The sequence below is a fragment of the Saccharopolyspora endophytica genome (genome assembly GCF_018070075.1).
Taxonomy (GTDB): Bacteria; Actinomycetota; Actinomycetes; order Mycobacteriales; family Pseudonocardiaceae; genus Saccharopolyspora; species Saccharopolyspora endophytica.
The window spans coordinates 1-12,180 of record NZ_JAGPXE010000004.1 but is presented as its reverse complement, the minus strand read 5'-3'; the positions used below and the strand labels follow the sequence as shown (position 1 = coordinate 12,180).

At 70.3% G+C, this 12,180-nt stretch carries 10 protein-coding genes; 7 read left to right on the top strand and 3 right to left on the bottom strand.

Annotated features, from left to right (window positions below; all coding sequences use genetic code 11):
* Positions 1–9: 9 nt before the first annotated feature.
* Positions 10–1,128: a TIGR03364 family FAD-dependent oxidoreductase gene (locus KBO27_RS10745; RefSeq protein ID WP_307870341.1), complete on the bottom strand. Its 1,119-nt coding sequence runs from the start codon at positions 1,126–1,128 to the stop codon at positions 10–12.
* A gap of 124 nt (positions 1,129–1,252) precedes the next feature.
* Here KBO27_RS10745 and KBO27_RS10740 point away from each other — a divergent pair, with 124 nt between their 5' ends.
* Positions 1,253–2,035 carry a GntR family transcriptional regulator gene (locus KBO27_RS10740; protein WP_210969857.1) on the top strand — a complete coding sequence of 261 codons (783 nt, stop codon included), beginning with the start codon at positions 1,253–1,255 and terminating at the stop codon, positions 2,033–2,035.
* Positions 2,036–2,157: 122 nt separating this feature from the next.
* Here KBO27_RS10740 and KBO27_RS10735 read toward each other — a convergent pair whose 3' ends face one another.
* Entirely contained in the window at positions 2,158–3,231 is a 1,074-nt protein-coding gene (locus tag KBO27_RS10735) for a zinc-binding dehydrogenase (RefSeq protein ID WP_210969856.1), read from the bottom strand.
* 312 nt (positions 3,232–3,543) lie between these two features.
* Entirely contained in the window at positions 3,544–4,641 is a 1,098-nt protein-coding gene (locus KBO27_RS10730) for a hypothetical protein (protein WP_210969855.1), read from the bottom strand.
* Positions 4,642–5,070: 429 nt separating this feature from the next.
* Between KBO27_RS10730 and aspS the strand changes: the two genes are divergently transcribed.
* The 6 genes from aspS to KBO27_RS10700 all read left to right on the top strand — a co-directional run bounded on the left by aspS (position 5,071) and on the right by KBO27_RS10700 (position 12,047).
* On the top strand, positions 5,071–6,885 hold the full coding sequence (gene aspS / locus KBO27_RS10725; protein WP_210969854.1) for an aspartate--tRNA ligase: 1,815 nt from the start codon (positions 5,071–5,073) through the stop codon (positions 6,883–6,885).
* Between the two features lie 272 nt (positions 6,886–7,157).
* Positions 7,158–8,366, top strand: a complete 1,209-nt coding sequence (locus KBO27_RS10720) for a phosphotransferase family protein (protein WP_372448843.1) — start codon at positions 7,158–7,160, stop codon at positions 8,364–8,366.
* Entirely contained in the window at positions 8,363–9,085 is a 723-nt protein-coding gene (locus tag KBO27_RS34550) for a GNAT family N-acetyltransferase (protein WP_210969852.1), read from the top strand. The genes KBO27_RS10720 and KBO27_RS34550 overlap by 4 nt, the downstream gene beginning before the upstream one ends.
* A 338-nt stretch (positions 9,086–9,423) precedes the next feature.
* Positions 9,424–9,804 (top strand): hypothetical protein, encoded by a 381-nt coding sequence (locus KBO27_RS10710; RefSeq protein ID WP_210969851.1) that lies wholly within the window; start codon positions 9,424–9,426, stop codon positions 9,802–9,804.
* A 50-nt stretch (positions 9,805–9,854) separates the two neighbouring features.
* A complete protein-coding gene (locus tag KBO27_RS10705) occupies positions 9,855–10,451 on the top strand; it encodes a carbonic anhydrase (protein ID WP_210969850.1) in 597 nt (198 codons plus the stop codon).
* A gap of 135 nt (positions 10,452–10,586) precedes the next feature.
* On the top strand, positions 10,587–12,047 hold the full coding sequence (locus tag KBO27_RS10700; protein ID WP_210969849.1) for a SulP family inorganic anion transporter: 1,461 nt from the start codon (positions 10,587–10,589) through the stop codon (positions 12,045–12,047).
* Positions 12,048–12,180: the final 133 nt, after the last annotated feature.

The following is a 12,180-nucleotide window of genomic DNA, read 5'->3' as shown; positions in this document are numbered from 1 at the left end:
CCGAGGGGATCAGGCGAGGGATTCGACAACGGTTGGAGCGAGCCCGAAAGCGGTGGTCATACCGATTCCGGAGGTCACGGCGACAGCGGTGACGCCGGGGGAGACGCGGGTGCGGAGGAACTCGCCGTCGGCGGAGGCGTAGACGCCTTGCCAGCGGCGGACCACCGCGAGGTCGTCGCGGCCGAGCAGCGCTCGGGTCTCGGCGAGCAGGAGCTCGTCGAACTCCTCCGACGACCAGGGTTCGGGGGTGCGGGCGTAGGTGTGGGTGTCGCCGACGACCAGGTCGCCGCCGGGCAGCTGGGTGAGCATGTGGTTGACCGACGCTGCGAGCAGCTCCGGCCGCTGCTCGCTCCAGCGCTCGCGCAGCGCGCGGGCGCCTTCGGTCCCGGCCAGGGCCGGGTAGCGCAGCATCGAGGTTCCGGTCAGCAGCGCCGGGCCGAGCTCCAGGCCGGGGGTCCGGAGTTGCAGCATCTGCAGGACGCAGCGGCGGATTCCGGCCGCCTCGGCCGCGTCCGGGAGGATCCGGTCGAGGTCGTGGCCGACGCAGACCACCACCTGATCGCCGTGCAGCGAGCCCTGTCCGGTGCGCACCAGGCCGTCTTCGACGCTCAGCACCGGGGTCCCCCACAGCACGCGCACCCCGGGTTGTTCGGCGAGCCAGGCGGCGATCGCGGCGGCGGCGCGCCGCTGGTCGACGCGCAGGTCGCGGGGCAGGAGCGCGCCGCCGTGCAGTCCTTCGGCGGAAATCGGTGCGGTCGAGGTGGTTTCGTCCGCGGTGAGCAACCGGACCTGGTCCGGCCCTCGGAGCTCGGCGAGCTCCTCCAGCGCAGCGGTCTCCTCGGCCGACCGGGCGGCCACGACCGTGCCGCACTCGGCGACGTCGAAGCCCGCCCGCTCGCCCAGCCGCAGCCAGGTTCCCCTGGCGTGCTCGGCGAAGCGCAGCGCCTCGCCGGTCTGGGCGGTGATGCAGGCGTGCCCGAAGTTGCGGACGGAGGCGCCGACGGCGTGGGCGTCGCGTTCGACGACCGTGACCGACATCCCCCGCTCCACCGCCGCGACGGCGTGCGCCAGGCCGACGATCCCGGCACCCACGACGATCAAGTCGGTTGAACTGCTCGAAACGCTCACACCGCTCACGGTGCCAGCGCGCGAGAAGCAAGGTCAATGACTTGTATGTACAAGTAATCTGTCGTTCAACCAGGCTTTTTCGGGCGTCCATGTGCTGTCGGTGCAAGCTTGTATAGTCCAGTCCGTGACGACTCCACTGCACCGCGTGCTCGCGAGCGAACTGAGGCAGCGCATCCGGTCGGGCGAGATCGCCGTGGGCGAATCCCTGCCGTCGGAATCCCAGCTGTGCCAGGAGTTCTCGGTCTCGCGCGGCCCGATCCGGCAAGCGCTCGCCGCGCTGCGCGACGAGGGGTTGATCGGCGGCGGCAAGGGAAAGCGACCGGTGGTGCTCGACGCCGTGCCGAGCCAGCCCTTCGAGTCCTTCCTGTCGTTCACCCGCCGCGCCGAGATCACCGGGCACGTGCCCGGCCAGCAGCTCCAGGAGATCGCGCTGCGCAGGCCCGAACCGGCCATCGCCGCGGCACTTCAGCTCGAACCCGACGCCCTGGCGGTGCAGCTGCTGCGGCTGCGACTGCTCGACGGCCGCCCCGCCATGCTGGAGCGGATGACCTACCGCGAGCAGATCGGCCGAAGCCTGCTCGACGCCGACCTCGACGCGGGATCGATCTACGCCTACCTCACCGAGCAGGGAGTCGACCTGCACGCCGCGCGCCACACCTTCGACGCCGTGGCCGCCGACCCGACCGACGCGCGGCTGCTCGAAGTCGCCGAAGGCGCACCGCTGCTGCGAGAACGACGGGTGACCACCGACTCCGCGGGCACACCGCTGGAGTGCTCCGAGGACCGCTACCGCCCGGACGTCGCCTCGGTGACCGTCACCAACACCCGCAGCCGCCGCACCGACGTGACCCGCTCCGGACCCGCGTGGACAGGAGCAGCACCCCCGGGCCCCGGACTACGGCCGTAATCGGGAACCGGAATACGGCGGTATTCGGGAACCCGATTACGGCGGTAATCCGGGTTGTGCGGTGTCCGGAGGGTGGGTGTGGCCGCGTTCGGTCGGCGACGGCGGGTGGCCGGGTCTTGGGGTCAGGGGGCGATGGCCTGGCGGGGGGCTTCGGCTCGGCGGGCGGCTGCGAAGGCCGCGTCGAGCTCGGTGAGGCCGTAGCGGCCCGCGACCAGGTCTCCGAACGGGCGGGTGCGGTGGTGTTCGGTGATGAAGTCGACGGCCGTGAGCAGGTCGCGCGGGTGGTAGTTGTGCACGCCGACGATCCGGTTCAAGCCGCGCACCAGCCGCTCCGGATCCAGCTGGACCGCCGGTCCCGGTGACACCGAACCGGCCAGCACCGCGACACCGCCGACCGCCAGCGAGTCCAGGCAGGACTGCACCGCGCCGGTGGCGCCGGACAGTTCGAGCGCGACGTCCACCTCGCCGACCGGGTTCCCGGCCGGTTCCGCCTCCGAGGCCCCGAAGGCCAGCGCCTGCTCGCGGCGCAGCGGATGCGGGTCGACCGCCACCACGTGGGCGCCGGCCGCCGAGAGCATCGCCACCGCCGTCAGCCCGAGCATCCCGGCTCCGTTGACCAGCGCGCGGGTGCCGTCGCCGACGGGGCCCGCCGCGCCCACCACGGCGGCGACCGTCGCGGTCGCGCAGGACACCGGTGCGGCGACCTCCGCGGGCAGCGACTCGTCGACCGCGGCGATCGCGGTTCCCGGCATCAGCAGGCAGTGCGTGGCGAAACCTCCGCGCAGCGGCCGCCCCTCGTCCCACGCCTCGTGCCCGTACTTGCGCAGGTGCAGGCACTTCTGCGGCATCCCCGCCAGGCAGCGCGCGCAGCGCAGGCAGGAGGCGGCCACCGACCACACCACGCGGAGACCGGGCGTCACCGGAGTCGAATCCAGGCAGCGGGGCGCCTCGCCGGGGCCCACCGCGATGACGCGGCCGACCTGCTCGTGCCCGAGCACGCCTGGCGAGGGGGCGGGGCGACCGCCGGTGACGGTGTGCAGATCACTGCCGCACACCGTCGCCAGCTCGATCTCGACCAGGACCTCGCCGGCCTCCAGGGCCTCCGGGAGGGGCGACTCGACGAGGGTGAACGGCTCGCCGACGCCTTCCCACCGGGCGGAGAGGGCGACGCCGAGAGCGCGGGCAGGAGCAGTCATGCCCGGCATCCTGCCAGCCACGACGGCCACTTGTATGGACAAGTTGGCGGACGTTCACCGAACGGTCACGCCCCGGCCAAAGAGGAGGAGGCCGAGCCTGCGCCGACTCGGCCTCCTCGCGATTGTCGGAAAAGATCGGTGCTTTTGCCGCAAGCAGCCGAAATCCGGAATTCTTTTGTGGTCGAGCGCGCCCGACCATTGTTTCTCGAATGCTAAGACGCGCTGATCGGGAGCTTTCGCGGTTTCTTGAATTGTTCGCGTCTTCGTTACGGCGCGTGCAGAGGGGTGGGTGAACCAGGTCGCTGGACCGGGTTACTCCGTCTCCGGGAGCTCCTGGCTCTGCTGCTCGGGCTGCCAGCGGACGCCGAAGACTCCCATGCCGAAGTCCAGCGCGACCGCGTGCGCGCGCCCGAATCGATCCACCTGGAGCGGCTTGGGCTGCTCGGCCTCCTGCATCGACGAATCGCCGACGTAGCTCTCGCAGCCCGCAGGCGGGTGCGCCGGATCGAACTGCAGCTCCACCACGTACTGGCGAACCGGCAGCCGGAAGAGGCGGCAGAAGCTGTGCTCGGCCTCGTTCGGACCGGTCGGCGGATCGATGATCTCGTATTCGAGCAGCAGCGTCTCGCCCCGCGCCAGCGCGTGGTCGAACAGCAGCTCGGCGACCACCAGATCGCGCGCGTGGTCGGTGAGCACCTGGCCCAGCCGGCACGAGCGGATCGGGCGGATGATCGGCGGCGTGGCCACCGACGACGCGCCGTCGAACATGATCACCCAGCGGTCGGCGTTGTTGGTCTCCGCCCGAACCAGCTTGCGGGTGCGGATTTTGCGCAGGTCACCGTGCTGGTCGACGTGCACCACGTCGTGGTGCGACAGGCGGGTCAGCTTGCTGTCGTGGTTGGTGTCGATCTTGGTGAGCAGCTCCGCGGCCGACTCGTGCTCCGACCACAGCGCGCTCAGCGGCGGTGCCTCGGCGGACGCCTGCCGGGTGCGGCCGCGCGGGCGCGGCGGACCGAGCAGCGCGGACAGGGAGCTCTCCGGAACGCCCAGGACCTGCTCCAGCTGGGCCAGCGCGAGCAGCGAATCGGGGCGCTCGGGGCGGCGGCGGCCGGACTGCCAGTAGCTCAGCGCCGTGATGCTGACAGGGGTGCCTCTGGCGCGCAGGCGGTGCTGGATGCGCTCCAGGCTCAGGCGGCTGGAGCGGATCGCGGTGCGCAGAGCGGCTTCGAACGGGCCCGTTCGAAGCAGTTCCGCCAGCTCGGCCGAGATCGCGTTGGCCTGCTGCGTCGGTTGCGGCTTCGTGGCCTGGGAGGGTGGCTGCTGGGTCGGGTGGGCCTGCGGGGCGCCCTGCTGCATGCCGCGAACGGCCGGGCGGGCGGTCGGGCGGGCCTCGGTTTTCGGGCCGGTCATCGTTACTCCTCGTGTCCGGCGAATTCCGAACTTACGCTAATCAGTGGGTCACTGTTGCGCAACGACCGAGTTCCGGTAGGCGGCTCCCACTTTAGGAGTAGCCCACCTCGGGCGATGCCTGTGTTTTGTTGTTCCTCTCTTCCACACGTATGCAACGGCCCACAATGGTTCACTCCGCCGGGCATCCAGTCCGAGAAACCGCGAATTGTCGATCACTCGGAAAAAGGTGTGGACCAGGCTGTCATGCTGGTGAGGCGAGGTCGAGGCTCTGATCGGGTCCGCTCACATCGCAGGACCGGCCGCCGCCCTGCCCGCGATCGCCCAGGGCAGGTTGGCTAGCCTGGAACCTCGCGTCCCGCCTGCTCACGACGCGGGAAGCGGCCAACGCAGTCGAACGCTCGAAAAGCGGAAGAAGGAGCCTGAGTACCCGTGATGCGCACGCACGAGGCCGGATCGCTCCGCGCCGGTCATGCCGGGCAGACCGTCACCCTCGCAGGGTGGGTGGCGCGCCGTCGCGATCACGGCGGGGTCATCTTCATCGACCTGCGCGACGCCTCCGGCGTCTCCCAGGTCGTCTTCCGCGAAGGGGAGATGGCCGAGCGCGCTCACCGGCTGCGCGCCGAGTTCTGCATCAAGATCACCGGCGAGGTCATCGTCCGCCCCGAGGGCAACGAGAACGCCGAGATCCCCACCGGCGCCATCGAGGTCACCGCCACCGACCTGGAGGTCCTCAGCGAAGCGGCCCCGCTGCCGTTCCCGCTGGACGACCACCTGGAAGTCGGCGAGGAGATCCGCCTCAAGCACCGCTACCTGGACCTGCGCCGCAGCGAGCCCGGTCGGATCATGCGCATGCGCAGCGACATCAACCGCATCGCGCGCGAGACGCTGCACGGCCGCGAGTTCGTCGAGATCGAGACGCCGACGATGACGCGCTCCACCCCGGAGGGCGCCCGCGACTTCCTGATCCCGGCCCGCCTGCAGCCCGGCAGCTGGTACGCGCTGCCGCAGTCGCCGCAGCTGTTCAAGCAGCTGCTGATGGTCGGCGGCATGGAGCGCTACTTCCAGATCGCGCGCTGCTACCGCGACGAGGACTTCCGCGCCGACCGGCAGCCCGAGTTCACCCAGCTCGACATCGAGATGAGCTTCGTCGAGCAGGACGACGTCATCGAGCTCGGCGAGGAGATCCTGGCCGGCCTGTGGAAGCTGGTCGACCACGAGATCCCGCGCCCGATCCCGCGGATGACCTACGCCGAGGCGATGGCCCGCTACGGCACCGACAAGCCCGACCTGCGCTTCGGTCTCGAGCTCACCGAGATGACCGAGTACTTCTCCGACACGCCGTTCCGCGTGTTCCAGGCGCCCTACGTGGGTGCCGTGGTCATGCCCGGCGGTGCCGACCAGCCGCGCCGCCAGCTCGACGCCTGGCAGGAGTGGGCCAAGCAGCGCGGCGCCAAGGGTCTGGCCTACGTGCTCGTCGGCGAGAACGGCGAGCTCTCCGGTCCGGTCGCCAAGAACCTGTCCGAGACCGAGCGCGAGGGCCTCGCCAAGGCCGTCGGCGCCAACCCGGGCGACTGCGTGTTCTTCGGCGCGGGCTCGAAGTCCTCGGCGCGAGCGCTGCTGGGCGCCGCGCGCCTGGAGATCGGTGAGCGCTGCGGCCTCATCGACCACGACGCGTGGTCGTTCGTGTGGGTCATCGACGCGCCGATGTTCGAGCCCGTCGAGGACATGGAGGCCGGCGACGTCGCCGTCGGCAGCGGCAAGTGGACCGCGGTGCACCACCCGTTCACCTCGCCGAACGCCGACTGGGTCGACAACTTCGAGAAGGACCCGGAGAACGCGCTGGCCTGGGCCTACGACATCGTCTGCAACGGCAACGAGATCGGCGGCGGCTCCATCCGTATCCACCGGCCGGACCTGCAGGAGCGGGTGTTCGAGCTGCTGGGGATCACCGAGGACCAGGCGCAGGAGAAGTTCGGCTTCCTGCTGGAGGCGTTCAAGTACGGCGCCCCGCCGCACGGCGGCATCGCCTTCGGCTGGGACCGGATCTGCATGCTGCTGGCCGGTGCCGAGTCGCTGCGCGACGTCATCGCGTTCCCGAAGAGCGGCGGCGGGTTCGACCCGCTGACCGCCGCGCCGGCGCCGATCACCGACGCCCAGCGCAAGGAGGCCGGCATCGACGCGAAGCCGAAGCAGGCCAAGGCCGCGGAGAAGGACGTGACCGGGACGGTCGAGCCGCAGAGCTGACGTTGCTCCCATCGAGTGGTGGCCCGGCCGAGCGCGTCATCCGCGCGTTCGGCCGGGCTCACTCATGTGCGCGGGAAGCGATTCGGCATCGGAGTTCGCCACCCGTGCAACGTTGCCGAGGGCCGGTTCCGTCAACGTCTGAGGGAGCCGTGCGCGTGGGGAGTTCAGGGGTGAATACGCAGCGCACACGGCGGATGCCCGGTCAGGTGTCACTTGACCGGTCATGGCCCTAGAGGTTCAGTTTGTGGGGGTAGTGTCTGGAGACGATGAGCGTGGAGATCACCACCGGCCCCCCGGAGGTCCGGGTCCCGGCCAGCACCGAGGCGACCGACACGGTCGCCACCGCAGAAGCGGTGCTGAGCAAGAGGACCGGAGCTCCGGTGCGGCTTGCCGACGCGGAGGACCTGGGCGGGAGTGACCGCTCGGTCGTGCTGCGGGTGCGGATCGCCGAATCGCCGTTCGAACTGCCGCGCACCGTGGTCGTGAAGCACTACGGAGAGTGCCCGCCGGAGGCGCGCACCGACCCCTTCGCGCACGAGGCGGCCAGCTGCCAGCTGACCACGGCGCTGCCGCCGGAAGCGCGCGTCAGCCCCGAACTCATCGCGCACGACGTCAACGAGCGCCTGCTCGTGCTCGAAGACCTCGGCCGCGGCTCCACGCTGGCCGACGTGCTCTTCGCCGAGGACCCGCGCGCCGCCGAAACCGCTCTGCTCGCGTGGGCCCGGGCGCTGGGCCGCCTGCACAGCAGCACCGCCGGCTGCGCCGCCGACTTCGACGCGCTGATGCGCAGGCTGGGCGCCAAGTCCTGGACCGACCCGGTCGCCGACGACATCGTCGCCTCGGTCGGCGAGCTGCCCGAGCTGCTCAGCCAGATCCTCGGCGTGCGCACGCCGCCGGAGCTGGTCGAGCGGCTCACCGCCGCGTCCGAGCAGCTGGGCTCCAGCCGCTACCAGGCGTTCAGCCCGTCCGACATCTGCCCGGAGAACAGCCTCGTCACCGGATCCAGCGGAGTTCGCTTCCTGGACTTCGAGTGGGGCTGCGTGCGCGACGTCGCGATGGACGCCGCCTACCTGCAGTACCCGTTCCCGTCCTCGTGGTGCTCCTACGCGTTACCGGACAACCTGGCGCAGAGCATGCTCGCGACCTGGCGCTCGGAGATCGCCGAGGTGTGGCCGGAGCTGGACTCCGACGAGGTGCTGCTGCCCAGGCTGTTCAACGCCCAGCTGCTGTGGGTGTGGGTGTCGACGTGGTGGTTCCTGCCGCGCACCGGCGAGCACGACCGGCCGATCGACCTGCACCAGCCGTCGCCGCGCCGCAGCACCGCGCTGGTGGACCGCTGGCGGCACCTGCGCTCCGACGCGCAGGACGCGCAGCTGTCCGACGTCGCGGAGTTCGCCGACACCGTCATCGACGCTCTGGTGGACCGCTTCGGGGCGGGCGCGTTGCACCTGCAGCCCTACCCGGCGTTCCGCACGGAGTGACGAACCCCGACACCTGGGCGATCGAGCGCGCGGCGGTGGCGACCTGGCCCGCCTCGACGGTGGTGCGTCGCGACGGCTGGCTGCTGCGGCACTGCGACCTGCTTGGCCGCCGCCGCTCGAACTCGGCTCTGCCCCTCGGTCCGCTCGACGACCCGGAAGCCGCGATCGACGCCGCGGAGCGCTTCTACGCCGAGCGTTCGAGCCCGGCGATCGTGCAGGTCAGCCCGCTCGACGAGCACGAGGAGCTGGACGGGCTCCTGGCCGCTCGCGGCTACCGGGCCGACGCGCCGACCACGGTCATGCGGGCCGATCGGGAGGCGCTGCTGCAGGCCTGCTCGGTGTCGGACGTCGAAGTCCTGCTGGACGCCGAGCCCGGATCGCGGTGGCTGGACGCTGTGGCGGCGGTCGGGGGTCGGCCTGAGCCGAGCCTGGACCGGGTGCCGGCGCCCGTCGCGTTCGCCACCGCCGTGCACCGGGGCGTTCCGGTCGGGGTCGGCCTGTTCGCCGTCTCGGACGGCTGGTGCGGCGTCTACGGGATGCGCACGGCCCCGGAGTGGCGGCGACGCGGCGTGGCCGCCGCGCTGATGCGGGAAGGCGCCGGTCGGGCGACGGCCGAGCGGGTGTTCCTCCAAGTCGAGACCGACAACTCGGTCGCGCGGAGTCGTTACGAATCGCTCGGATTCATACTCGCGCATGCATATCATTATCGCGTTCGGTAGGAATCGCGTTTCTGCGATGTTTCGCAAGTGAATAGATTGCTGCTGATCCGTCCCTCGATGCGGTTATGCCGATCACATCTCAGGTGCGCACCGTGACGTCTGATGTCGCGGAAAGTAGTGGCGCGCGGGATGTCGACCCGACGACCGGGTGATTGTGGGCATCGGGTTCCCGCATTAAGGAATTCTCATTTGTTGCGCGGCAGATTCGTCCGATCTGCGACTTGCGTGCGGAGGTGCTGCTTCCGATATTGTGGGGTTCGAGCGCTTTCGCTCGTTCACCCCGCAACCGTCGGCGTCGCCGGAAGGGGATCCGCTGCTCTTTTTCGGGGAGGCATTCGGTGCGCGGCACGGCATGGCAGATCACGAGGGTGGGACTCTTCCTGCTCTTCGCGGTCGTGCTCGCCGCCCTGGGGCCGACTGACGCGGCGCTGGCCGGTCAGGCCACCTGCGCCACCACCAACGAGCACAAACCCGACCCGAAGGAACACCGGGACGGCGAGAAGCTCCGCGAACGCCTGCCCAGTCCGGCGACGCACCGGCGCACCCAGATGCGCCACGAGCACGACCGGGACCTCCTGCTCGGTTCGTCCCGGTGGATGGCGGCGGATTTCGAAATCCTCATCCGCTCCGCCGCGTTCCCGAACACCGGGGCCGATGCGCACCACGCGCACGGCAGGCTCAGACATTCACCGGCGATGCTGCAGGTCATGCGGCACTGATCGACTCGGCTTCCGCTTTTTCCGAGCCGATTCGACCCGGAGATACGAAAATGAGCTTCGAAAACTTCGTGCAACACGCACGTCGCTATCCGAACCTGCTTTCCGCGGACCAGCGCGAGCAGTTGGCCGCGGGCCAGACACCTTCCGCACTGTTCATCGGATGTTCAGATTCCCGTGTGACGCCGTCGCACATCACCGGGGCTGAGCCAGGAACCTTGTTCGAACTGCGGACCGCCGGAAACGTGGTGCCGAAATACTCCCCGGACTCCGGTTCCAGTGAGATGGGCACGATCGAGTACGCGGTTCTGCAGCTGGGGATTCCCGACATCATCGTGTGCGGTCACTCGCACTGCGGCGCCGTCACCGCGCTGACCATCGCCGGCCGCGGGCTCGACGAGCTGCCCGCGCTGTGCACCTGGCTGGGCACCGAAGCCCAGGTCGCCACCGAACCCGAGGACACCGCCGTCCGCGCCGAGAGCAAACGGCACCTCCGGTCGCAGCTGAACGTGCTGCGCGAATACCCGTTCATCCGCGACCGGATCGAATCCGGGCGGCTGCGCCTGCACGGCTGGTTCTACGAGATCGACACCGGCCTGGTCTACGTCGCACCGCACTCCGCGGAGGACGAGGACTTCCTCCCGCTGTAGAGAAAGCCCGCGCTCGCGGCATCGATCCGGGCCCCACCGCGCAGGGTGCCCGGATCGATGCCCGCTCCCGTTTTCGCCCTGGAGGGCATCGTGACAACGCAAATTGAAGACACGTCGCAACCACGAACCGGGCGAATGCCCGGCGCGCCGACGTTCGGCGCGGACCTCGCCGCCTCCCTGGTGGTGTTCCTGGTGGCCGTCCCGCTGTGCGTGGGCGTGGCCGCCGCATCCGGTGTTCCGGTCGAGCTGGGCATCGTCACCGGCATCGTCGGTGGCCTGGTCGTCGGCCTGCTGCCCGGCAGCTCGCTGCAGGTCTCCGGCCCGGCCGCGGGCCTGACCGTGCTGGTGGCCTCGGCCGTCAGCCAGCACGGGCTCGGGATGCTCGGCATCATCGTGCTCGGCGCCGGTGTGGTGCAGATCCTGCTCGGCGTGAGCCGGCTGGGCACCTGGTTCCGAGCCATCTCGCCTTCGGTCGTGCAGGGCATGCTCGCCGGTATCGGCCTGGTGCTGATCCTCGGCCAGATCTACCCGGTCGGCGGTCTGGCCCAGCCCGACACGACCTTCGAGAAGTTCGGCGGACTGGGCGAACTGGCCACCGCGATGGTGACCACGCCGGAGGGCATCGCCGGGCTCGGCCTCGCCATCGCGGCGCTGCTGGTCATGACCGGCTGGAAGAAGTTCGTGCCCGCACCGCTGAACCTGGTTCCCGGCGCGCTGATCGCCGTGGTCCTCACCAGCGCGGCGGCCGCGCTGCTGGCCCTGCCGGTCAAGAAGATCGAGGTCGGCTCGCTGCTGGCGTCGCTGAACCCGCCCGCGCTGACCGACTTCGGCGCGGTCAACCTCGCGGTGCTCGGCTCGATCCTCACGTTCGCGCTGATCGCCTCGGCGGAGAGCCTGTTCAGCGCCGCCGCCGTCGACCGCATGCACGACGGCCCGAAGACGCAGTACAACAAGGAACTCGTCGCGCAGGGCGCGGGCAACGCCGTCTGCGGCGTCTTCGGCGCGCTGCCGATGACCGCCGTGATCGTGCGCAGCTCCGCCAACGTGCAGGCCGGTGCGAAGACGAAGCTGTCCCGCGTGCTGCACGGCTTCTGGCTCCTGCTGTTCGTGGTGCTGCTGCCCGGTCTGCTGGCGTTCATCCCGACCGCCGTGCTGGCCGCGCTGCTGATCCAGGCCGGGTGGAAGCTGCTGGAGATCCAGGCGGTCGCCAAGCTGGTGCGCGAGCACCGGTCCGAGGCGTTCGTGCTGGTGCTGACCGCGGTGACGATCGTGGCCACCGACCTGCTCATCGGCACCCTGACGGGCCTGGCCGTCGCGGTCGTCAAGACCGCGATCGAGGTCTCCCGGCTGTCGGTCAACGCCGAGCACAGCGAGGACCGGGTTCACGTCGAGCTCGGCGGCAACGCCACGTTCCTGCGCTTGCCCCGACTGCTCGACCACCTGGAGAAGCTGCCCACGGGCAAGCACGTCCACCTCGACCTGAGCACGGTCCGCCACCTGGACCGCGCCTGCCACCAGGCGGTCGAGAACTGGGTCGCCGAGCACCGCCGCAACAACGGCAGCGTCGAGGTCGCCATGCCCGCCAAGGCCGGCTGACAAGGCCCTCACCTTCGTCGACCCGATTTCCACTGAAGTCCGGGTTCCGATTTCCACTGAGATCGGGACCCGGACTTCCCTTGAAATCGGGTCACCCGGTGCGGGAGTCGAGGTCGGGAGGGGACTCCGGTTC

Coding starts and splice junctions, on each gene's coding strand:
- KBO27_RS10735 (WP_210969856.1), bottom strand. CDS start 3,231: ATGACTGCTCCTGCCCGCGCTCTCGGCGTCGCCCTCTCCGCCCGGTGG.
- KBO27_RS10730 (WP_210969855.1), bottom strand. CDS start 4,641: ATGACCGGCCCGAAAACCGAGGCCCGCCCGACCGCCCGCCCGGCCGTT.
- KBO27_RS10705 (WP_210969850.1), top strand. CDS start 9,855: ATGAGCTTCGAAAACTTCGTGCAACACGCACGTCGCTATCCGAACCTG.
- KBO27_RS10700 (WP_210969849.1), top strand. CDS start 10,587: ATGCCCGGCGCGCCGACGTTCGGCGCGGACCTCGCCGCCTCCCTGGTG.